The sequence below is a fragment of the Marinimicrobium sp. LS-A18 genome (assembly GCF_000463525.1).
Lineage (GTDB): Bacteria > Pseudomonadota > Gammaproteobacteria > Pseudomonadales > Cellvibrionaceae > Marinimicrobium > Marinimicrobium koreense.
Window position 1 is genome coordinate 297638 of sequence record NZ_AWEP01000006.1, and the last position, 22358, is coordinate 319995.

The 22358-nt window shown below is 61.7% G+C and carries 24 protein-coding genes; 17 read left to right on the plus strand and 7 right to left on the minus strand.

Annotation, left to right across the window (positions count from 1 at the left end; genetic code table 11):
- The first annotated feature begins 9 nt into the window (after positions 1-9).
- Genes ctaD through N645_RS0112630 form a run of 3 tightly spaced genes read left to right on the plus strand, consistent with a single transcriptional unit; the run spans position 10 to position 3103 of the window.
- Positions 10-1560, plus strand: a complete 1551-nt coding sequence (gene ctaD, locus N645_RS0112620; RefSeq protein WP_024461878.1) for a cytochrome c oxidase subunit I — start codon at positions 10-12, stop codon at positions 1558-1560.
- Between the two features lie 24 nt (positions 1561-1584).
- Positions 1585-2160 (plus strand): cytochrome c oxidase assembly protein, encoded by a 576-nt coding sequence (locus N645_RS0112625; protein ID WP_024461879.1) that lies wholly within the window; start codon positions 1585-1587, stop codon positions 2158-2160.
- 22 nt (positions 2161-2182) lie between these two features.
- Positions 2183-3103 (plus strand): cytochrome c oxidase subunit 3, encoded by a 921-nt coding sequence (locus N645_RS0112630; protein WP_024461880.1) that lies wholly within the window; start codon positions 2183-2185, stop codon positions 3101-3103.
- 21 nt (positions 3104-3124) lie between these two features.
- On the opposite strand, the gene N645_RS0112635 is transcribed toward N645_RS0112630, so the two are convergent.
- On the minus strand, positions 3125-3349 hold the full coding sequence (locus N645_RS0112635; RefSeq protein ID WP_024461881.1) for a DUF2909 domain-containing protein: 225 nt from the start codon (positions 3347-3349) through the stop codon (positions 3125-3127).
- 96 nt (positions 3350-3445) lie between these two features.
- Here N645_RS0112635 and N645_RS17075 point away from each other — a divergent pair, with 96 nt between their 5' ends.
- The 12 genes from N645_RS17075 to N645_RS0112695 all read left to right on the plus strand — a co-directional run bounded on the left by N645_RS17075 (position 3446) and on the right by N645_RS0112695 (position 14217).
- Positions 3446-4234, plus strand: a complete 789-nt coding sequence (locus tag N645_RS17075) for an SURF1 family protein (RefSeq protein ID WP_024461882.1) — start codon at positions 3446-3448, stop codon at positions 4232-4234.
- Complete coding sequence (locus N645_RS0112645; RefSeq protein ID WP_024461883.1) at positions 4227-4859, plus strand: hypothetical protein; 633 nt, start codon at positions 4227-4229, stop codon at positions 4857-4859. The genes N645_RS17075 and N645_RS0112645 overlap by 8 nt, the downstream gene beginning before the upstream one ends.
- A 20-nt stretch (positions 4860-4879) precedes the next feature.
- Positions 4880-5917, plus strand: a complete 1038-nt coding sequence (locus N645_RS0112650; protein WP_024461884.1) for a COX15/CtaA family protein — start codon at positions 4880-4882, stop codon at positions 5915-5917.
- Positions 5918-5939: 22 nt separating this feature from the next.
- Positions 5940-6866, plus strand: coding sequence for a heme o synthase (cyoE, locus tag N645_RS0112655; RefSeq protein WP_024461885.1), 927 nt, complete (start codon positions 5940-5942; stop codon positions 6864-6866).
- Between the two features lie 29 nt (positions 6867-6895).
- Positions 6896-7576, plus strand: a complete 681-nt coding sequence (locus N645_RS0112660) for an SCO family protein (protein ID WP_024461886.1) — start codon at positions 6896-6898, stop codon at positions 7574-7576.
- Between the two features lie 65 nt (positions 7577-7641).
- Positions 7642-8931, plus strand: coding sequence for an L-fucose:H+ symporter permease (gene fucP / locus N645_RS17080; RefSeq protein ID WP_036161348.1), 1290 nt, complete (start codon positions 7642-7644; stop codon positions 8929-8931).
- Positions 8928-9770 (plus strand): amidohydrolase, encoded by an 843-nt coding sequence (locus N645_RS0112670; RefSeq protein WP_036161351.1) that lies wholly within the window; start codon positions 8928-8930, stop codon positions 9768-9770. Before fucP ends, N645_RS0112670 begins: the two co-directional genes overlap by 4 nt.
- Before the next feature lie 71 nt (positions 9771-9841).
- Positions 9842-10642, plus strand: a complete 801-nt coding sequence (locus N645_RS0112675) for an IclR family transcriptional regulator (RefSeq protein ID WP_024461888.1) — start codon at positions 9842-9844, stop codon at positions 10640-10642.
- A gap of 128 nt (positions 10643-10770) precedes the next feature.
- A complete protein-coding gene (locus N645_RS0112680; protein WP_024461889.1) occupies positions 10771-11805 on the plus strand; it encodes an aldo/keto reductase in 1035 nt (344 codons plus the stop codon).
- Between the two features lie 3 nt (positions 11806-11808).
- Positions 11809-12156: a UxaA family hydrolase gene (locus N645_RS0112685; RefSeq protein WP_024461890.1), complete on the plus strand. Its 348-nt coding sequence runs from the start codon at positions 11809-11811 to the stop codon at positions 12154-12156.
- Entirely contained in the window at positions 12149-13366 is a 1218-nt protein-coding gene (locus tag N645_RS0112690) for a UxaA family hydrolase (RefSeq protein WP_024461891.1), read from the plus strand. Before N645_RS0112685 ends, N645_RS0112690 begins: the two co-directional genes overlap by 8 nt.
- 68 nt (positions 13367-13434) lie before the next feature.
- Positions 13435-14217, plus strand: coding sequence for a platelet-activating factor acetylhydrolase IB subunit (locus tag N645_RS0112695; protein WP_193744980.1), 783 nt, complete (start codon positions 13435-13437; stop codon positions 14215-14217).
- A 43-nt stretch (positions 14218-14260) separates the two neighbouring features.
- On the opposite strand, the gene N645_RS0112700 is transcribed toward N645_RS0112695, so the two are convergent.
- From N645_RS0112700 to N645_RS0112720, 5 genes are all read right to left on the minus strand, one after another.
- Positions 14261-15121 (minus strand): UDP-2,3-diacylglucosamine diphosphatase, encoded by an 861-nt coding sequence (locus tag N645_RS0112700; RefSeq protein ID WP_081666120.1) that lies wholly within the window; start codon positions 15119-15121, stop codon positions 14261-14263.
- Between the two features lie 114 nt (positions 15122-15235).
- Positions 15236-15451 carry a hypothetical protein gene (locus N645_RS0112705; RefSeq protein ID WP_024461894.1) on the minus strand — a complete coding sequence of 72 codons (216 nt, stop codon included), beginning with the start codon at positions 15449-15451 and terminating at the stop codon, positions 15236-15238.
- Positions 15452-15543: 92 nt separating this feature from the next.
- Positions 15544-16329 carry a zinc ABC transporter permease subunit ZnuB gene (gene znuB, locus N645_RS0112710; RefSeq protein WP_024461895.1) on the minus strand — a complete coding sequence of 262 codons (786 nt, stop codon included), beginning with the start codon at positions 16327-16329 and terminating at the stop codon, positions 15544-15546.
- On the minus strand, positions 16322-17077 hold the full coding sequence (gene znuC / locus N645_RS0112715; RefSeq protein WP_024461896.1) for a zinc ABC transporter ATP-binding protein ZnuC: 756 nt from the start codon (positions 17075-17077) through the stop codon (positions 16322-16324). The genes znuB and znuC overlap by 8 nt, the downstream gene beginning before the upstream one ends.
- A complete protein-coding gene (locus tag N645_RS0112720; protein WP_024461897.1) occupies positions 17070-17561 on the minus strand; it encodes a Fur family transcriptional regulator in 492 nt (163 codons plus the stop codon). Before N645_RS0112720 ends, znuC begins: the two co-directional genes overlap by 8 nt.
- 80 nt (positions 17562-17641) lie before the next feature.
- Here N645_RS0112720 and N645_RS0112725 point away from each other — a divergent pair, with 80 nt between their 5' ends.
- A complete protein-coding gene (locus N645_RS0112725) occupies positions 17642-18592 on the plus strand; it encodes a zinc ABC transporter substrate-binding protein (RefSeq protein ID WP_024461898.1) in 951 nt (316 codons plus the stop codon).
- Between the two features lie 145 nt (positions 18593-18737).
- Here the strand turns inward: N645_RS0112725 and N645_RS0112730 are convergent, their stop codons facing one another.
- Complete coding sequence (locus N645_RS0112730; RefSeq protein ID WP_152521712.1) at positions 18738-19016, minus strand: hypothetical protein; 279 nt, start codon at positions 19014-19016, stop codon at positions 18738-18740.
- A 363-nt stretch (positions 19017-19379) separates the two neighbouring features.
- Here N645_RS0112730 and polA point away from each other — a divergent pair, with 363 nt between their 5' ends.
- Positions 19380-22106 (plus strand): DNA polymerase I, encoded by a 2727-nt coding sequence (polA, locus tag N645_RS0112735; RefSeq protein WP_024461900.1) that lies wholly within the window; start codon positions 19380-19382, stop codon positions 22104-22106.
- The last annotated feature ends 252 nt before the right edge of the window (positions 22107-22358 follow it).

Below are 22358 nucleotides of genomic sequence, written 5' to 3' on the forward strand. Positions count from 1 at the left end.
GGTATCGCAATGGCTCACGGCCCCGCAAAAGGTATTACTCGCTGGTTGTACACCACCAACCACAAAGACATTGGTGCAATGTACCTGTGGTTCAGCTTTACCATGTTCTTCCTGGGCGGCCTGTTCGCCCTGGTGATTCGTGCTGAGCTGTTCCAGCCCGGTCTGCAGATTGTCGAACCCAACTTCTTTAACCAGATGACCACCATGCACGGCCTGGTGATGGTCTTTGGTGCGGTCATGCCGGCCTTTGTCGGCCTGGCCAACTGGTTGATCCCGGTCATGATCGGTGCCCCCGATATGGCGTTGCCGAGGATGAACAACTGGAGTTTCTGGATTCTGCCGTTCGCGTTTTTGATGCTGGTGTCCACGCTGTTTATGGAGGGCGGTGCCCCCAACTTCGGCTGGACCTTCTACGCGCCGCTGTCCACCACCTACGCGCCGCCGTCGGTGACCTTCTTCATTTTTGCCGTCCACATCATGGGTGCCAGTTCCATCATGGGGGCGATCAACATCATCGCCACCATCATGAACATGCGCGCCCCCGGCATGACCATGATGAAGATGCCGCTGTTTGTCTGGACCTGGCTGATCACCGCCTTCCTGCTGATTGCGGTCATGCCCGTATTGGCCGGCGTGGTGACCATGATGCTGATGGACATCCATTTCGGTACCAGCTTCTTCAACGCTGCCGGCGGCGGTGACCCGGTGCTATTCCAGCACGTATTCTGGTTCTTCGGTCACCCCGAGGTGTACATCATGATTCTGCCGGCCTTCGGCATTATCAGCGCGATCATTCCCACCTTCGCGCGCAAGCCGTTGTTCGGCTACTCCTCCATGGTGTACGCCACCGCGTCGATCGCCTTCCTGAGCTTCATCGTCTGGGCGCACCACATGTTTACCGTGGGTATGCCCATCGCCGGTGAGCTGTTCTTCATGTACGCCACCATGCTGATCGCCGTGCCCACCGGGGTGAAAGTGTTCAACTGGGTGGCCACCATGTTCCGCGGCGCCATGACCTTTGAAACACCGATGCTGTTCGCGGTGGCCTTTGTGATTCTGTTTACCATTGGCGGCTTTTCCGGCCTGATGCTGGCCATTGCCCCGGCGGATTTCCAGTATCACGATACCTACTTCGTGGTCGCGCACTTCCACTACGTATTGGTGCCCGGCGCCATCTTCTCGATTACCGCTGGCGTCTATTATTGGCTGCCCAAGTGGTGTGGCCGGATGTACAACGAAACCATGGGTAAGACCCACTTCTGGCTGGCGTTTATCGGCCTGAACCTGACCTTCTTCCCCATGCACTTCTCCGGCCTGGCGGGTATGCCCCGGCGGATTCCGGATTATCACATGATGTTTGCCGACTGGAACATGATCTCTTCCGTGGGCGCCTTCCTGTTCGGCGCAGCACAGGTGTTGTTCTTGTACATCGTGGTATCCACCATTGTGCGCGGCAAGCCGGCAACCGCCAAAGTGTGGGATAACCCGGAAGGTCTGGAGTGGACGCTGCCATCACCGGCGCCGTACCACACCTTCAGCACGCCGCCGGAAATCAAGTAAACGGCATCATCAAGGGGGCATGGTATGAAGTGGCTTTTCCCCAATAATCCGACCGCCGCACTCAGCGCCAAGCTGGGTGTGACGGTGGTGGGCATGTTCGTCTTTGCCGTCTGGATCATGCCGCCCTTGTACGATGCCTTCTGTGAAGTAACGGGCCTGAATGGTAAGACCGGTGGCCGCTATGAGGCGACCGATTCCGGTATTGATACCAGCCGGACCATCAAGGTCCAGTTTGTGTCCACCAACAATGAAGGTATGCCCTGGGAGTTCAAGCCCGCGGTGCGCACGGTGACGGTTCACCCCGGTGAGCAGAAGCGGATCGACTATCTGGCCCGGAATCCGACTGACAAGGACATGGTCGGTCAGGCGATTCCCAGCCTGGTGCCCTTCAAGGCGACCAATTATTTCCATAAAACCGAGTGCTTCTGTTTCGAGCAGCAGCCCTTGGAGGCAGGGGCGTCGGCGGAGCTGCCGATGTTTTTTATTGTCGACCGGGACATCCCGAAGCACATCAACACCATCACCCTGTCCTACACCTTGTTTGATGTCACGGACCGGTTTGGTGATGACCACAATGACTTGGCTAGTTTGAAACAATAAAAACGAGCGCGGAGTAATCGATATGGCGACAAGTGAAGGAACTTATTACGTACCGGAACAGAGCCGGCTGCCCATCTGGGCCAGCTTTGCTCTGTTTCTGACGGTCTTTGGTGCCGCGAACTGGATGAACGGCAATGCCTCTGGCCCCTACCTGTTCCTGGCGGGCGGCCTGGTATTTGCGGTTGTGCTGTGGAACTGGTTCGGTTCGGTGATCAATGAAAATATGGCCGGACTCAACAGCGCCCAACTCAAGCGCTCCTATGTGTGGGGAATGGGCTGGTTCATTTTCAGTGAGGTGATGTTCTTTGCCGCGTTCTTCGGGGCGCTCTTCTATGTGCGTAACCTGGCGCTGCCCTGGCTCAGTGGTGAAGGCAGTAATGCGGCGACCAACGAATTTCTCTGGAATGGCTTCGAAGCCGCCTGGCCGCTGATGACCACACCGGATATGGCGGTCAATGGTGATGCGGCGTCCATGCGCGGGCCCGAGCAGAACATGAGCTTTTCCGAGGCCGGTTCACTCTGGACCTGGCTGCCGTTCTGGAACACCGTACTGCTGTTGACCTCGAGCGTGACGGTCCACTTCGCTCACAGCGCCATCAAAAACAATGCCCGCAAAGCGTTCAACTGGTGGCTCGGCGGCACCATCGTGCTGGCGATCGCCTTCCTGATTCTGCAGGTTGAAGAATACGTTCACGCCTACACCGCCATGGGGCTGACACTGGATTCCGGCATTTACGGCACCACCTTCTTCATGCTCACCGGCTTCCACGGCATGCACGTCTTCCTGGGGACTTTCATGCTGGCGGTCATGTGGTTCCGCTCGGTGCTTAAAGGTCATTTCAAACCGGATGATAACTTCGGTTTTGAGGCTGCCAGTTGGTATTGGCACTTTGTCGACGTGGTCTGGGTCGGTCTGTTCTTCACGGTCTATATCTTCGGTTGATGATATGCCCTGGCTCGCGTCTTAAAGACGCGAGTCCCAGGGAGCTGAGCTGGTCAGAATGCCGCTGTAGAAACCGTAGAAAACACACAGCATCATCACACTGGCCAGCACGATACGAATGCCCAGGGCGTAGAGTGTCCGTTTGGATTCCGGGACCCCGGCGTCCTTGAGCAGAAAGCGCAGGCCGCTGGTGAGGCTGACCAGAACGCCGACAAACAGCACCAGGATAATGATTTTAAGCCACATAAAAATGCCTGTTGTTAAGCGTGTTGAGTGGTAAATTGTATTAGAACGGCAGCTCCCTCCACTGAGCGTCGGTGAGAGCTCCCCGAGGTATCCAGTGTGAACTCCCAGCCAACGTCCGCCGCGCCACAGTGTAGCACTGCCTTCCACTGGAAAGTCACGCTGCTGTGCCTGCTGACCTTTCCCGTCCTGATGGCGCTTGGCTTCTGGCAACTGGACCGCGCCGAGCAGAAGCGGGCCCGGGAAGCCGCTCTGGATGCGGTGCGCACCCAGCCGCCGGCGACCCTGCCCGGCACCGACCTGGCCCAGATCGAAGAGCAGCGCCGGTTGTTACTGCAGGGACACTACCTGACCGGGCACAACTGGCTACTGGACAATCGCCAGCGCGACGGACAAGTGGGCTACGAAGTCATTACGCCCTTTGAGTTGAGTGACGGGCGGATCCTGTTGATCAATCGGGGTTGGGTGGCGGCGGGCGAGCGCCGAGCCGATCGCCCCGACCCGCCAGCGCCGGAAGGGGAGCACACCCTGTTCGCCCGCTGGCAGGCGCCCAGTGACCATCCACTGCTTGATGGTCGCACAGCGGATGCCGGCTGGCCCAAGGTGATTGTCGCCATCGACCCGGAGGCCATGGTCGAGGCGTTTGAATCGCCGGTGTTGGACCATTACGCCAGGCTGGATGACGGCAGCCCGGGTGCCCTGATCACCGGGTGGCAGGATCTGGAAGTGAGTGCCGCCAAACACCTCGGTTATGCGGTGCAGTGGTTTGCCATGGCGGCCGCCGTGGTAATCTGGTTGCTTGCGACCCTCATGGGCCTGCGCAAAGGCAGGCGTACAACAACAGCGAACTCCGCAGAATGCGGTAGCGGGAGTAGCCCTAATGACTGATCAAGATCCGAACGAACGCCAGCGCCAATTCAAGCGTCGGGGCCAGATCACCGCCATTGGTTTGATGACGGTGGTGGCGCTACCCATGCTGATTGCCTACGTGCTGTTCCAGACCGGTGTCGGTATCCCCGACGGGCAGGTCAATCAGGGCAAACTGTTGGACCCACCCCAGCGTTTTACTCAGTGGCAGCCAGAAACCCTGGCGGGCGAAGCCTGGACGCTGGATCCGGAACAGAAACGCTGGCGCTACGTGATCCCGGTGGACGCGGAGTGCGGTGAGCGCTGCCAGACCAATCTGTACCTGACCCGTCAGGTGCACGTTCGTCTGGCGGATAAAGCCTATCGGGTCAAACGCATCATTCTGCCGGTCGGCGGGGAGCCTGCGGACGCACTGCTGGAGCAGTGGCGGGAGGAGCATCCGGGCACCGAGGTACTGCGCCCGGAGGAAGCCGCGATGATGGCATCACTGGCGGACACCAACCTGCCGGGTAATCCGGTGAGCGAAGGCCGGTACTTTCTGATGGATCAGGAAGGCTTTGTGATGATGGCCTATGGCCCCGATCACACCGGTAACCAATTACTGAAAGACATCAAGCGCTTGCTGCGCTACTCCTACGAAGATTGATGGTCCGAGGAGACTGAATCGTGGCGCCAATAAACAATCAACAAAAACACGGCTATCGCTGGGCCCTGTTTGCCGCCGCTCTCTGCGCGGTGGTGGTGGTTCTGGGGGCATTCACCCGGCTGGTGGATGCCGGCCTGGGCTGCCCCGACTGGCCGGGGTGTTATGGTCATCTGACCTGGCCGAGCTCGGACGAGCACGTGGCCAGGGCCGAAGCCCTGTTCCCCGAAGCGCCGGTCGAGCACGATAAAACCTGGCCGGAAATGGTGCACCGGTATTTTGCCGGTACCCTGGGGCTGGTGATTCTGGGTATTACCCTGGCCACATGGCGCTTTGCCGCCCGGGCGCCGGCCATGAACTACCCGCGTTGGCACGCTACGGGCCTGTTGGCCCTGGTGGTTGTGCAGGCCGCCTTCGGCATGTGGACTGTTACCCTAAAGCTCTGGCCGCAGGTGGTGACCGCTCACCTGCTCGGAGGCTTTGCCACCTTCAGTCTGCTCTGGTTGCTGGCGCTGCGCCTGCAGAACCGCCCCTGGAGCCTGTCCAGCAACAGTTATCGACGCTTGGTTGGGTTGCGCCCGCTGATCTGGCTGGCGCTGATGGTTGTGGTCATGCAGATTGCCCTGGGGGGCTGGACCAGCTCCAATTATGCGGCTCTGGCCTGTACCGATTTCCCCACCTGCCACGGCGAGTGGTGGCCCGATACCGACTTTGTGCGGGGCTTCAATTTCGCCCAGAGTGTCGGCCCCAACTACCTGGGCGGTCTGCTGGAAGGTGACGCCCGTACTTCGATCCATCTGACCCACCGCATCGGTGCCCTGGTGGTGACCCTGGTGCTGCTGGTGCTGTTGTATCGCCTGTGGCAGGTGCCACTGAGTCACGCGCGGCGTTTGGCCGGAGTGATTGGCCTGTTGCTGGTGGTGCAGATCACGCTGGGCATTACCAATGTGCTGGCGTCACTGCCGCTGTCGGTAGCGGTTGCCCACAACGGGGTCGGTGCGTTACTGTTGCTGAGCCTGGTGACTCTGGCCCACCGGAGTTATTCGGCGATACGAATCTAGGGGTATAAAAAGCAGGAATCCCATGGCGAAAATAATTGATAACACGCGCACCTCCGGATCCAGCATGAGCTGGCGAGATTATTACGAACTGTGCAAACCCAATGTGGTGTTGCTGATGATCCTGACGTCGGTCATCGGTATGCTGTTGGCTGTGCCCGGTATGGTGCCGTTGGACGTGCTGCTGATCGGCAACCTGGGCATTGCGCTGTGCGCCGGTTCTGCCGCCGCCGTGAACCATCTGGTGGATCGCCATGTGGACCAGAAAATGGCCCGCACGTTTAACCGCCCCGTGGCCAAGGGCCGGGTCGAGCCCCTGCAGGCGGCGATGTTCGCCCTGGTCATTGGCAGCCTGGGTCTGGCGCTGCTGGTCGTTTTCATCAACACCCTGACCGCCGTGCTCACCCTGGTGTCGCTGTTGGGCTACGCCGTGGTCTACACCCTGTTTCTCAAGCGCGCCACCCCCCAGAACATCGTCATCGGTGGTATCGCCGGTGCCGCGCCCCCGCTGCTGGGGTGGACGGCGGTGACCGGTGAAGTTCACGGTCATGCGCTTCTGCTGGTCCTGATCATTTTTGCCTGGACGCCCCCGCATTTCTGGGCCCTGGCGGTGCACCGCAAAGACGAGTACGCCAAGGCGGACATTCCCATGCTCCCGGTGACCCACGGCGAGCAATACACCAAACTGCACATCCTGCTGTACACCGTGATCCTGGTGCTGGTGACCATGCTGCCCTATATCACCGGCATGTTGAACTGGCTGTACCTGCTCGGCGCCCTGGTGCTCGGAGCGGGTTTCCTCTACTGGTCCCTGGCGCTGATGTTCAGCAAAAAGCCCTCGGTGGGGATGGATACCTTCAAGTACTCCATCGTCTACCTGATGGCGTTGTTTGTGGTGATGTTGCTGGACCACTACCTGCTGCCCGTGCCGACCGACTATCTGCGCCTCTGACCAATCCCTGATGTACCGGAGTCAAGCCCGTGAGTGACACTGCCCCCAACCCCGACCATCGCCGCGCTCGACAGCAGCGCGGTATCCGCCGCACTGTGGCTATTCTGGTTGCTGTCGTGGCAGTGGTCGTGGGCTTGCAGGTCTACAAGGTCACCCGGGAGCCGGCCCTGGACCGGGAGGCACTGCGGGAGCAGGGCACCCTGGTGTTCGAGCAGCCCCGTCGGGTCAGCGCGTTTGAGCTGGTGGATCACCGGGGTGAGCCCTTTACTCCCGAGCAGTTGCAAGGCCAGTGGACCCTGGCGTTCTTCGGTTTCACCCAGTGCCCGGACATCTGCCCCATGGCGATGGCGGAACTGGCCCGGACCATGGACGAGCTCCCGCCGGAGCTGGCCGAGCGCACCCAGGTGCTGCTGGTCACCCTGGACCCGGCGCGGGACACTCCGGAGGTACTGGCGGAGTACGTGCCCTATTTCCATGAGGACTTTGTTGGCGTCACCGGCGAGTTCCTGACCCTCAAACGACTGGCCAATGAGGTCAATGTCGCCTTTGCCAAGGTCACTCAGAGCGACGACGATTACACGGTCGATCACAGCGGCAATATTGTCCTGTTCAACCCCATGGGCGATTACCACGGTTTCTTCAAACCGCCGTTTGATCCCACCCGGCTGGCGGAACACTACGGGTCCATCGTCGAGGCATTCCCGCACTAGCGGATGCATTGACGACACGGCATCGAGCGGTGCCAAGTCGGTGACCCTGTTGGAGAGACGGCCCCATGTCGCTATCGTCCCACACGACCCATCAGGCCCGAACGTCGTCCGGCGTCAGTCTGTGGCTGCCCCTGGTGCTGATCGTCAGCCTGTTTTTCATGTGGGGCGTGGCGAACAACCTCAATGACATCCTGATCACCCAGTTCAAAAAGGCTTTTGTTCTGAGTGACTTCGCGTCGGGCTGGGTCCAGTCCGCGTTCTATTTCGGTTATTTTGCGCTCGCGATACCGGCCGCGGTGGCGATGAAACGCTTTGGTTATAAAGCGGCCGTGATCATTGGGCTGCTGCTGTATGGCCTGGGCGCGAGCCTGTTCTATCCGGCGGCGCTGGCGCACGAATACAGCTATTTTCTATTGGCGCTGTTTGTCATTGCCAGCGGCCTGGCCTTTCTGGAGACCTCGGCCAATCCCATGATCGTCGCCATGGGCGATCCGGAAACCGCCGAGCGACGCCTGAATTTCGCCCAGTCGTTCAACTCCCTGGGAACCATTTCCGGAGTGCTGATCGGCCGCGAGTTTATTCTCTCCGGGGTGGAGCACAGCCCCGATGCGCTGGCGCGGATGAGTGAGGTCGAGCGCACGGCCTTCTATACCAGTGAGGTTCAGGCGGTCGCCGGCCCCTATCTGGCGATCGCCGCCGTGGTGTTTTTCTGGGCTCTGGCGGTCGCCTGCGTGCGTTTTCCTCCCTTGGGAAGTGGATGCGTGCAGGAAAAGCGGGAGTTCCGGTTGGCGGATTTTCGGGCCCTGCTGAAAGAGCGCTATTACCTGTTTGGCGTGGTGGCGCAGTTTTTTTATGTCGGTGCACAGGTGTGTATCTGGAGCTACATGATCCGCTACGGTCAGAGCGCTTTGCCGGGTGTGGGTGAAAAGGCCCTGGCCGATTATCTGGCGGCGTCTCTGGTGGCGTTTATGGTCGGCCGCTTTGTGGCCACCGGGCTGATGGGACGGATTGCGCCGGCCCGTCTGATGTTTGCTTACGCCCTGATCAGTGTCGGTCTCTGTGCGGTGGCGATATTGTGGCCCACACACCTGGGGCTACTGGCGCTGGTGTCCACCAGCTTTTTCATGTCTCTGATGTTTCCCACCATTTTTGCGTTGAGTCTGAAAGGGCTGGGGCCCCTGGCCAAGGCGGGATCGTCACTGTTGATCATGGCGATCATTGGTGGGGCGATCATTACCGCCCTGATGGGTCTGGTTTCGGATCTCACGCGTATTAACATTTCGGTCGTGGTCCCGCTGGGGTGTTTTCTGGTGGTGGCGGCCTTCGCCCGGCGTTCGGTGCGGGGTGCTGGATGACCGGTCTGGGGATCATCGACGCTCACCAGCACTGCTGGCAGTTGACGCGGCCCGAGTGTTCCTGGCCCACGCCGGACCTGCGGGCCATTTATCGCGATTTCGGTCCGCAGGACTTCTGGCGGGAGGCCGCCCCCCGGGGTGTGGTGGGCTCGGTTCTGGTGCAGTCCCAGCCGAACGAGGCCGATACCGATTATCTGCTGACGCTGGCCGAGCGCTGGCCCTCCATCCTCGGCGTGGTGGGCTGGACAGACCTGACCCGGGAGGCGGCCCCGGGGAGAATCCGGGCGCTGGCGCAGAATCCGTGGCTGAAGGGGTTGCGGCCCATGCTCCAGGCGTTGCCAGAGGACGACTGGATTCTGCATCGGGCCAACCAGGACGCGCTGTCCGCCATGGCGGTGCAGGGGTTGGTGTTCGATGCCCTGGTGTGTCCGAGGCACTTGCCGGTTCTGCTGGAGCTGGCCCGTCGGCACCCGGATCTGACCATCGTGATTGATCACGGCGCCAAGCCGGATATCGCCCGGGGCGGGCTCGGTGGCTGGCAGCAGGGGCTCAAGGCGCTGGCGAGCTGTCCCCGGGTGTATTGCAAGCTCTCGGGGTTGGCCACCGAGCTGGCGCCGGGTCAGCCCTGGGAGGAGTTGCTTCCCTACCTGGATTCGGTACTGGAGATCTTCGGCCCCGAGCGGGTGCTCTGGGGCAGTGACTGGCCGGTGCTGAACCTGGCCGGAGACTACAGCCGCTGGTTGACCCTGGCGTGGCACCGGGTCAATGCCGTTACTCCGGGGCAGGAGGCGGCGGTGTTCAGGGGCAACGCCCGAGCGGTATACGGCCTGGCGATTTGAGTCTGGCTTTCCAAAAAAAATGGCGCGTCGCAGGGCGTTGCCGTGAACGATCGGCCTTGGGATATTCCAGAATGAACGACGACAAAAACCGCAATAAAACCGCAAACGGCGAGGCGGACGCCGAACGCAAATACAAGGCGCCTGCGCTGGAAAAAGGTCTGGATGTGCTGGAGCTGTTGGCGAGCCGTCGTGAGCCCATGACCACCTCCCAGATAGCCGCCCATCTGGGGCGTTCGGTGAGCGAGCTGTTTCGGATGGTGCTCGCTCTGGAGTACCGGGGTTATATCGTGCCCGCCGAGGGGCGCGATGGTTATACCCTCAGCAACAAACTGTTTACCCTGGGCATTGCCCGGGCACCCACCAAAACCCTGATTGAGCTGGCGCTGCCGGTCATGTCCGCGCTCGCCCGGCAGATCGGCCAATCCTGTCATATCGCCACGGCCTCCGGCGATCAGATTGTGGTGATCGGTCGCATCGAAAACCCGGGAGATCTGGGGTTTTCGGTGCGGGTCGGCTACCGGCGGCCCATGATTCAGGCGGCGTCCGGGTTGGCCCTCTACGGCTTTCAGAGCGGCGACACTCAGGCGGTGATGCGTGAACAACTGGCGGCGGCGGGCGAGGAAGCCCTGGCGGAGTTTATGGCCCGGGCCGAGGCGGCCCGGGAGCAGGGGTACGTGCGCACGCCCAGTGACTTCATCGACGGGGTGACCGACCTGTCGGCGCCGCTGATGGGGGCGCGGGGCGCTGTCGCGGCCCTCACCGTGCCGTTCGTGCGCTACCAACCGGAGCGGTGCACGGTGGACGAGGCGCTCAGTAAGCTCCGTGCGGCAGCCACCGAGCTGTCCACCTCGCTCAGGCAGCACAGCCTGTAGCCATTGCCCGGACCGTCCCGCCGCGAAAAACCGGTTGACAGAGTACCGATTTTTACTTTTACTTGTGATCTGGTTTTTAATTATAAAAACTTTTCGCAACGCTTCGGGCGACTCAAAAAAGGGCTATTGTGACGCACTCCTGTTCTCTGCAACGCCGGACGCTGGGCCGCACGGCAATGACTCTGCCGACACTGGGGTTCGGTGCGGCACCCATCGGCAACCTCTACCGCCCCCTCCCGGAGGAGCAGGCGCAGGCTGCGGTGGCGCAGGCGCTGGCGGAGGGTATCGACTACTTTGATACCGCCCCCCATTACGGTTTTGGCCTGAGCGAGCAGCGCCTGGGCCCGGCGCTGGCGGGGCGGCCGGTTACCCTGTCGAGCAAAGTGGGGCGAACCCTCCAGCCCGTTGATCCCGGAGCACGCAACGAGGTCCGCTTCGGCTTTGCCGGGGCGGCGGATTTTACCCCTGTCTTTGATTACGGTTATGACGCCGTGCAGCGTCAACTGGCGGCGAGCGCCGAGCGCCTCGGGCGGCTTCCCGATATTGTCTACGCCCACGACCTGGGCCCGGTGACCCATGGCGAGCAGGATGGGTGGTTCTGGCGGCAGTTTCGCACCGGCGGTTACCGGGCGCTGCAGGAGCGCAAGGCGGCCGGAGAAATCCGGGCGATCGGGTTGGGCGTCAATGAGGTTGCCGTGTGCGAGCGGGCGCTGGCGGAACTGGATCTGGATGTGTTGCTGCTCGCCGGCCGTTACACTCTGCTCGAGCAGGACGCACTGGTGCGCCTGCTGCCCGAGTGCCAAGCCCGGGGGGTGTCGGTGGTCGTCGGCGGCGCCTTCAACTCCGGCGTGCTTGCCACCGGGGTGCACACCGCCGGCCCCCACTATTACAACTATGCCCCGGCGCCGGCCTGGGTGATCGATCGGGTCGCCGCGCTCGAGGCGGTGTGCGCCGAGTTTGCGGTGCCATTGCCCGCCGCCGCGCTGCAATTTCCCGCCGCCCATCCGGCAGTGGCATCGGTGATTGCCGGCTGTGCCAGCGCTGCGGAAGTGAGTCGCGCGCGCGTCTGGATGGATCAGCCGATTCCGACAGCGTTCTGGGACGCATTGAAATCCCGGGGCCTGCTCCCGGAGACGGCGCCCTGTCCGGTGGAGGCTTCTTGAACCATGTCCGAGACCACACCCGTTTCAACCGATGCCCTGATACTGCTGCACCCGGACGACAACGTACTGGTGACCACCCGCAGCCTGCCCGAGGGCACCGAGATTACCCTGGATGGTCAAGCGTTGGTGTTGAACAGTGCACTGCCGGTGGGTCACAAGCTGGCCCGTCACGCGCTTGCAGCCGGCGACAGGGTTCTCAAGTACGGGGTGCCGATTGGCTCCCTGTTGGCCCCGGTGGCACGGGGCGACTGGGTGCATATGCACAACCTGAGCAGCGATTACCTGGCCAGCCACACCCGTGCGTCCGGCGGCCAGATCAGCCCACCATCACAGGAGCCGCCCCGTGAATGACTCCATCGCTCCGCTTCGGGGTTTTGTCCGCGCCGATGGCCGCAAGGGTATTCGCAATGTGGTGCTGGTCGCCTATCTGGTGGAGTGTGCGCATCATGTCAGCCGCCGGATCGTCCAGCACTTCGACGACCTGGATGTACACTTGATCGGCTTCCCGGGCTGTTTTCCCAATCAGTACGCCAGCAGGATGATGCGCGCGCTGACTACCCATCCGAACGTGGGTGCGGTGCTGCTGGTCTCTCTGGGATGCGAGAGCATGGACCGGGACGGCCTGCGAGAGCACATCGCCGCCTCCGGCCGACCGGTGGACCTGCTGGTGATACAGGAGGCCGGTGGCACCGCCGCCACTATCGCGGCGGGGATCGAGAAGGTCGAGGCCATGGGTGTCGAATTGGCCGGTCAGACTCCGGTTCCCATGGCCCTGAACGAGCTGGTGGTGGGCACCATCTGCGGAGGCAGCGACGGCACCAGTGGCATCACCGCCAACCCGGCCGTGGGGCGCTGCTTTGATCGTCTGGTGGCGGAAGACGTCGCCTGCGTCTTTGAGGAGACGGGCGAGCTGATCGGCTGCGAAAACATCATGGCGCAGCGGGCCCTGACCCCCGAACTGGGGGAGCTGATTCAGGCCTGCGTGGCCAAGGCGGAGCGCTACTATCGGACCATGGGTTTCGGCAGTTTTGCGCCGGGCAATGCCGATGGTGGACTCACCACCCTGGAAGAAAAATCCATGGGGGCCTATTCCAAATCCGGCGCCTCGCCCATCAGCGGCCTGATCAAGCCCGGCGATGTTCCGCCCGCGGGCGGGCTCTATCTGCTCGATGTGGTGCCCGATGGCGAGCCCCGGTTCGGCTTCCCCAATATTGCCGACAACGCCGAGATTGTGGAAATGATTGCCAGTGGTTGCCACCTCACGCTGTTCACCACCGGCCGCGGCTCGGTGGTGGGGTCGGCCATCTCGCCGGTCATCAAAGTGTGCGCCAACCCCGAAACCTACCGCCGCCTGAGCGGGGACATGGACGTGAACGCCGGGCGGATTCTCACCGGCGAGGCCGGCCTGGATGAGGTGGGAGAGGAGATCTATCAGCGCGTCAGAGCGGTTGCCGGCGGCGAGCGCACTGTGTCCGAAGCTCTCGGGCATCAGGAATTCATCCTGACCTACAAATCGTTTGAACCCATCGGGCCCGGCTGCTTGCCGGTGCGCCAGGGTTGAGGCATTCATCACGCCCGAACCGGGTGCTATGATCCCACTGGCCAATAAACACAATGAGGACAATACCCATGATTCGAAGGACTCCCGCGCTTTTACTGATGCTACTGGCAACCCTCTCGGGCTGCACCACCTCCGGCGAGCCGGACCACAAGACTGACCAACAGGAGGCCACCGTGCCCGCCTTGACCCTGGCGCCTCTGGAAGAGGAGTGGGCCATCGACTGGTGGATGCCCCGTCACGAGGAAAAGCTGGCCGCCCGGGCGAGCGATCCGGAACTGGTGTTTCTGGGCGACTCCATTACCCAGGGCTGGGAAGGTGAGGGGGCCGAGGCGTTTGAAGCGACGTTTGGTCAGTGGCGCACCCTGAACCTGGGGTTCAGCGGCGACCGCACGGAAAACGTGCTTTGGCGGCTGGAGCACGGGGAAGTGGAGGGCATTGATCCGAAGCTCGTGGTGATGATGATCGGGACCAACAACACCGGACACCGGATGGATCCGCCGGAGGATGTGGCGGCCGGGGTCACGGCGATTGTCAACGAACTGCGCCGCCGGTTGCCGGACACCAAAATTCTTCTGCTGGCCATCTTCCCCCGGGGGGAGACACCCGCCGATGAGATGCGGGCCAACAATCGCGACATCAATCGGATGATCCGTTCTCTGGCGGATGGCTCCGAGGTTTTTTACGCCAATGTGAACCGGGTGTTCATGGACGGACAGGGCCAGTTGCACTCCGACATCATGCCGGACCTGCTGCACCCCAACGCCGAGGGCTACAAGCGCCTGGCGGAGGCGTTGAAGCCATTGGTCCAGTCCCTGATGACCCGAGGTACGCTGCCGGCGCAAGAGCGCTGATCCCAGTCCCCGTGCCTGCCGGTGCTCACTTCCGGGAGATGGCTCAGGCGGCCTGAGCCGTTTCCGATGACGCCAGCGCCTCTTCGGGGGCGCTGGTGTGCCACTGCACCTGATCACTGTAGTGCAGCAGATGAATCTGCCCCTGGTGATCTTCCAGCAGGGCGGTGCAGCTCTCGATCCAGTCACCGGTGTTGGCGTAGTGCATGCCGTTCTGCTCCAGCAGAGCTGCGGCGTGGGTATGCCCGCAGATCACCCCGTCAAAGCCCCGCCGCCGGGCCTCTTCCATGGCCTCGGTCTGGTAGGTCTCAATCGCCGCCCGGGCGCCTTTGATATTGCTTTTGATCAGCCCGGCCAACGAAAAGTAGGGGCGACCGAACCAGCGCCGGAAACGGTTGGACCAGCGGTTGATGAACAGCAGCAGCTCGTAGGCCAGGTCGCCGCCAAAGCGGGTAATCCAGCTCAGGTTGATATAGGCGTCCATGGCATCGCCGTGCATGATCAGCCAACGTCGGCCATCGGCGCTCTGGTATTCGTGCTCCTCGGCGATTTCGATCGGCCCGAACAGGTCGCCGTCGAAGCGCCGCATGGGCTCATCGTGGTTACCGGGCACGTAGATCACCCGCACGCCTCGCCCGGCGAGCTCATAGAGCTTGAGCATCACCTGGTAGTGTTCGGCGGGCCAGCAGAAGCGCTTTTTCAGCGCCCAGAAATCGATCACATCCCCCACCAGATAGAGCGTGTCACACTGGATGTCGTCCAGAAAGCGCAGCAGGTACTGGGCCTTGCAGTCCCGGTTACCCAGGTGCAGGTCGGAAATCCAGATGGTTCGGCTGTTTATCAGTGGTGAAGGGTGTTTGGACGCCCGGTGTGGGGCTTGCATTGCGGGAGAGGTTGCGTCGGTCATTGAGGGTGTCCCGTCGGCCTATGATGCGAACAGTCTGGCGATGGGCAATGACGAAACGACAACAATGCGATGAAAATTTGATGACAGGAGCGCACTGCGGCGCCCCGGGTCGGGTCAGTGAGGTTCGTCGCTCTGGCTCAACCAGTCCAGCACCGCATAGCGGCTCTCCAACATATCCCGATACACTTTCAGCACCTGGGGGTTGGGATTGGTCTGGCTTTCGAGGCGGTGGAGGCGGTCGGTAAGGAAGGCGATATCCTGATGCACCTTCGCGGCGATAGCGTCACCGCGCACCGATTCTCTGCCGATGACGACGTTGGGGCTGGCCATAAGCACGTTCCTTCTGCACAACGTGAGTAGATAACCCAGTATTGCACAAAAATCGCACAATGAAAGCCGTCCGACGAAAATAATTTGCCCGGCTAAACTTCCGCCCGGCGCAGCAACGAGAGGACAAACAGCCCCGTGGCGCACAGCACGATGGAGGGGCCCGCCGGGCTGTCCCAATAGAAGGACGCCGCCAGCCCCCCGAGCACCGACAGCGCGCCGAGCAGGCTGGCGCCCAGCGCCATGGTTTCCGGGGTGTGGGTCAGCCGGCGGCTGGTGGCGGCGGGGATGATCAACAGGGCGGTGATCAACAGCACCCCGACCACCTTCATGGCGATGGCGATCACCAGGGCCATCAGCAGCATCAGAGCGGTGCGCACGGCGGTGACCGGAACCCCTTCCACCCGGGCCAGATCTTCATGCACGGTAATCGCCAGTAGCGGTCGCCAGAGCAGGAACAGCAGGACGGAGACCAGTACCGAAATCACCCAGATGGTGACCACATCCCCGGCGCTGGCGGAGAGGATGTCCCCGAACAGGTAGCCCAGCAAATCGATGCGGCTGTTGGTAAACAGGCTCACCATGACCAACCCCAGCGCCAGGGTGGAGTGAGACAGGATCCCCAGCAGGGTGTCAGTGGCCAGAAACCGGTTGTGCTGCAGAGCCACCAGAATCAGCGCCAGCAGCAGGCAGCCCAATGCCACGGCAAGATTCAGGTTGATGTTCAGAAGCAGCCCGAAGGTTACCCCGAGCAGTGCGGAGTGGGCCAGGGTGTCGCCAAAATAGGCCATCCGGCGCCAGACCACGAGTGCCCCCAGGGGGCCCGCGACCAGAGTTACTCCGAGGCCGGCCAGCAGAGCATAGAGTAGAAAGTCAGGCATGCCGGTGTTGGTCCTTTTCCACAATGTTGCCGTGATCGTCGTGGGTGTGATCGTGATGGTGGGTATAGGGCGCCACCAGGGGCTTGGCGCTCTCGCCGAACAGGGCAATATACGCCGGGTCGTTGGTCACATGCTCGGGGTGTCCGTGGCAGCACACGTGCTGATTCAGGCAGATGACCGTATCGGTGGTCGCCATGACCAGGTGCAGATCGTGGGATACCAGCAACACCCCGCACTGGCGCTGGCGACGGATATCATTGATCAGCCGGTACAGGGCTTCCTGTCCGGTCACATCCACTCCCTGAACGGGTTCGTCCAGAACCAGGAGATTCGGGTCGCGCAGCAGCGCCCGGGCGAGCAGCACCCGCTGGGTCTCGCCGCCGGACAAGTTACTCATGGTGGCCCCGGTCAGCGACTCAATGCCGGTCAGTGCCAGGACCTCGTCCAGGGGCAGGCGAGGTGTGCCGCCCAGGGTGAGAAAGCGTTTGACGGTCAGGGGCAGACTCGGGTCGATATGCAGTTTCTGGGGCATATAGCCAATGCGCAGCCCCGGGCGGCGTTCGATCAGGCCCTCATCGGGCTGGATCAGCCCGAGTACGCAGCGCACCAGGGTGGTCTTGCCCGCGCCATTGGGGCCAATGAGGGTGACGATTTTGCCCGCTTCCAGGGTCAGGTCCGCACCCTGAAGAATCTCTCGTCCGCCCCGGCGCACCCCGACTTGGCGGGCGGTCAGAAGAGGTTCACTCATGCGCATGCTCCCGGCAGTCGGGGCACAGGCCGGTCACCTCCAGGGAGTGGCCTTCCAGTTGAAAGCCGGCGTTGTCCGCATTGGCCTGAATGGCATCGGTAATGGCGTTGCTTTCCATCTCCACGGCGACGCCGCAGGCCCGACAGAGCAGAAAATGACTGGGGTGGCGGTGTTCCGGGCTGGGGCAGCCGACATAGGCGTTCAGGCCGTTGATCCGGTGGATCAGCCCCTGCTCCAACAGGAAATCGAGCGCCCGGTACACGGTGGGGGGAGCCACTCGACGGGTGGAGGCCTCCGCCAGCTGATCCATCAACTGATAGGCGCCCAGGGGTTTGTGACTTTGCCAGACCAGCTCGAGCACCTGCTCGCGCAGCGGCGTCAGGCGCGCTCCGCGCTCGGCGCACAGGCTGCGTGCGGACGCCAGGGCACTGCGCACGCAGTGGCCGTGGTTGTGATGTCGAAAGGCGATGGGGGTGTCGGTCATGGCCGTGCCTCGAAGCAAATGCTTTACTGCAAAGATGTTACACTATAACCTTTTACGCCCAATCACGCGAGTGTCTGACTATGCTGCCACCCAAGCCCCTGTTGTCATCCTGGTTTGCCGGATCTGCCGGTGGACGCGGCGTCGGGTATGCGCTGCTTTTATTGTGGGCTCTGGCGGCACCGGCCCGGGCCGAGGTCGAGGTGTTGACCAGCATCAAACCGCTGGCGCTGATCGCCGAGGCGGTGGTGGGGGACCAGGGCCGGGTGAGTCACCTGTTGCCGCCCAACGCCTCCCCCCACGACTACCCGCTGAAAGTCTCCGATATGCAGCGACTGGCGCAGGCCGACCTGGTGCTCTGGGTGGGGGAGGAGCTGGAAACCTTTTTGCGCCGCCCCCTTGGCAACCTGCCCGACGATCGACGTATGACCCTGATCGACTTGCCGACCCTGCACTGGCCGGATCGGGAGGAAACGCACGAAGGTCACGGCCATGAAGCCGATCATTCGGACGGGCATCATCACGACCACGGCGGCCGGGATCCTCATCTCTGGCTGAACCCGGAGAATGGGCGGGCGATCGCCACCGCGTTGGCCGAGCGACTGGCGGTATTGGCGCCGGCCCAGGCCGAGGGCTTCCGGGCCAGAGCCGCGGCACAGGCTGAGGTGCTCGAGGCGCTGGATCAACGCCTCGAATCCCGGCTGCATCCGCTGAGTGAAAGACCCTTTGCGGTGTATCACGAGGGATACAGCCATTTTGTCAGCCACTACCACCTGAACCAGGTGGCCTCGGTCACCCTGTCCCCGGAGCGGCGTCCGGGGGCGCGACATCTGTACGAGCTGCGCCAGCAATTGCAGGGCGCTGTGTGCCTGTTCACCGAACCCTATTACGATATGAGCTCTGCCCGCAGCCTGGCGGATGAGCTCGACCTGAAACTCGGCGAGCTGGATCTGCTGGGCGCGACCGAGTCGACCGACACTTACCCTGAGCTGCTGGAAGCGCTCGGCGAGGCGGTGGCGACCTGTCTGCAGTAGCCGAAATGCGGGACAAAAAAATCCCCACCGGGCCAGAGGCCGGGCGGGGAGACAAGCGAGGAGAGTAAGTCGTTACGACGCCCGGTAGCAGCCACCGGGCGGGGAGAATACAAAGTGCCCGCCGGAGACGGGCGCAAGCGAGGGGTTAAAGGTCCGCCTGCAACTGACGGCTGAGCTTCTCGTTCAACCGCTCGTTGAGTTTTGCTTCCAGTTTCTCGTTCAGTTCCTGGGACTGCTTCTCCAGGTCCTGACGCATCAGGGTGTCCTGTTCGGTGCTGTCGCTTTCCGGAAGATCCCACTGCATGGCGACGCCGGCTTCTGCCGCGGCGATGGCCATGTTGGGTTGAGCGCCGGCAGTAACCCCTTCGGCGGCCGCGTTGGCGGCAAACAATACAGATACGATCATCAGGCCAAGTGTCTTCATGGTTTCGCCCTCCATGGGTTTCCCCAGATGGAAGCTGCTCACCTTGGTATAGAGCAGCTTGTGAATGTGTGTTTAGAGGGATCGCCTCTATGTGTTACCTATAGTAACACAGTTGTTACTATAGTCTAGTGGTATTTCATACTGATGATAAAAATGTGAGCGTTTTGTTAAGTAATTCGCATAGTTAGCGGTAATTCTGGAAGTGAAGCCTCAAAAATCACCGGGTAACAAGCCAGTAACAGACATCTGGTTATAAGGCGCGGCTGAATCCCCGCTCGGTTTTGGGGTATGCTTGCCCACAACCACATAGGATTAGACGCACAGCGTTGCAATTCAGATTCAGACTCAGAGACAAGAGACCTTATGACCCAGAAAGCCCCCCTGGTGTTGGTGGACGGCTCCTCCTACCTCTATCGCGCCTACCACGCCCTGCCGCCCCTGAATAACGCCAAAGGCCAGCCCACCGGGGCGGTGAAAGGTGTCATCAGTATGCTGCGCCGGTTGCTCAAGGACTTTCCGGAGAGCCCCGTTGCGGTGGTGTTCGACGCCAAGGGCAAGACATTCCGCGATGAGCTGTTCGCCGAGTACAAATCCCAGCGCCCGCCCATGCCCGATGACATGCGCCCCCAGGTCCAGCCGATCAAGGACATTGTGGAGGCCATGGGCTTACCCCTACTGGTGATTGAGGGCGTGGAGGCCGACGATGTGATCGGTACCCTGGCCCACCAGGCCAGCGAACAGCAGCGGGATATGATTGTGTCCACCGGTGACAAGGACATGGCGCAGTTGGTCAACCGCCACATTTCCCTGGTCAACACAATGACCGGCAGCCACCTCGATGAAGACGGGGTGCGGGAGAAGTATGGTTTTGAGCCGCCCCTGATGATCGATTACCTGGCCCTGATGGGGGACAAGTCTGACAATATTCCCGGCGTGCCGGGGGTCGGGGAGAAGACCGCCCGCGCGCTGATTGAGGGCCTGGGCGGCCTGGATGCAATCTACGACAACCTGGAGGCGGTGCGGGAACTGGGTTTTCGCGGGGCCAAAAAGATGCCGGAAAAGCTCGAGGAGAACCGGGATCAGGCCTACCTGTCCCGACAGTTGGCCACCATCAAAACCGATGTCGAGCTGGACCTGAGGCCGGAAGATATCGCCCGCGGGGAGCCCGACAATAACCGCCTGCGCGAGATCTTCACCGAACTGGAGTTTCGCACCTGGGTGGCGGAGCTGGAGCCGGCCGCCGAGGAGGGGGAGGCGCCGGCGGCCAGCGAGCCCGAGGTGGCGGTGGATTACGACGTGGTGACCGAGCAGGCGTCGCTCGATGCCTGGCTGAAGGCGCTCAAGAGTGCCGAGCTGTTTGCGTTTGATACCGAGACCACCAGCCTGCACGCCATGGAGGCCAAAGTGGTCGGACTGTCATTTGCCGTGGAACCCGGTAAGGCGGCCTATGTGCCCCTGGCGCACGATTACATGGGCGCGCCCGATCAGCTCGATCGGGACTCGGTGTTGGCGGCACTCAAGCCCCTGCTGGAGGATCCGAAAAAAGCCAAGGTGGGCCAGAACCTCAAGTACGACCGCAATGTGCTGCGCAATCACGGCATCGAGCTGCGCGGTATCGCCTTCGATACCATGCTGGAATCCTATGTGCTCAATTCCACCAGCGGCCGTCACGACATGGACAGCCTGGCGCTGCGCTACCTGGATTATCGCTGCACATCATTTGAAGACATTGCCGGCAAGGGCGCCAAACAGCTCACCTTCAACCAGATCAAAATTGACGACGCGGCCCCCTACGCCGCCGAAGACGCCGATGTGACCCTGCGCCTGCATCGCCGCCTCTGGCCCGAGCTGGAGAAAAACGATTCCCTGAAGCGAGTGTTCACTGACCTGGAAATGCCCCTGGTTCCGGTGCTGGCCAATATCGAGCGCAACGGCGCGTTGGTGGATGCCAAGGTTCTGGGGGAACACAGCCGGCAGTTGGGTGAGCGTCTGGCGCAGTTGGAAAAAGAGGCCCACGAAATCGCCGGTCGGCCCTTCAACCTGGGCTCGACCAAGCAACTGGGGGAAATCCTGTTCGACGAGCAGAAGTTGCCGGTGCTCAAGAAAACCCCCAAAGGCAAACCCTCCACCGCCGAAGAGGTGCTGCAGGAGTTGGCCCTGGATTACCCGCTACCCAAACTGTTGATGGAGTACCGGGGCCTGAGCAAGCTCAAGAGTACCTACACCGACAAGCTTCCACTGATGATCAACAAGGCCACGGGACGGATTCACACTTCCTATCACCAGGCGGTGACCGCCACCGGTCGGCTGTCCTCCTCGGACCCGAACCTGCAGAACATCCCCATTCGCACCGAGGAAGGCCGGCGCATCCGCCAGGCATTCATCGCTCCCAAGGGCTACAAGGTGCTGGCGGCGGACTACTCCCAAATTGAGCTGCGCATCATGGCGCACCTGTCGGAGGATAAAGGACTGCTGAACGCCTTTGAGCAGGAGCTGGACGTTCACAAGGCTACCGCCGCCGAGGTGTTCGGTACCGAGCTGGACAAGGTCACCCCGGAAATGCGCCGGCGCGCCAAAGCGATCAACTTTGGCCTGATCTATGGCATGTCCGCCTTCGGTCTGGCCAAGCAGCTGCACATTGGTCGCCAGGAAGCCCAGGAATACATCGACCGCTACTTCGACCGCTACCCCGGGGTGCTGCGCTATATGGACAATACCCGAGCCCAGGCCCGGGAGCAGGGCTACGTGGAAACCCTGCTGGGGCGGCGTCTGTACCTGCCCGAGATCAACGCCCGCAACGGCAACCTGCGCCAGGGCGCCGAACGCACCGCCATCAATGCGCCCATGCAGGGCACCGCGGCGGACATCATCAAGGCGGCCATGATCGATGTGGACCGCTGGCTGCTGAAGGAAAAGCTGGACGCCCGGATCATGATGCAGGTGCACGATGAACTGGTGCTGGAAGTGGCCGAAGGCCAACTGGACGCGGTGCGCGAGGGTATTGTCGAGCGGATGTCGAAGGCCGCTGACCTGAAAGTACCGCTACTGGTCGAGGCCGGGGTGGGGGATAACTGGGATCAGGCCCACTAAATTCTGGCCCTGTGATGCCGCGGGTAAAAAAATTTTCAGGTGGAGTGAACTTTCGGGGAGGATGCCTGGTCCGATAAAACATGAACAGTGTGTTTCATGTGCAACTCCCCTAACGTGGCATGACGCCACTTGGCTAACCGCTTTACTCAGCTACCCCGACCACTGGTCGGGTTTTTTTTGCCCGTCGATTGTGTGGCGCCGAGGCTTTACAAAACCTGACACACTCCGGGAGGCGGGGCCGGAACTTTCCTG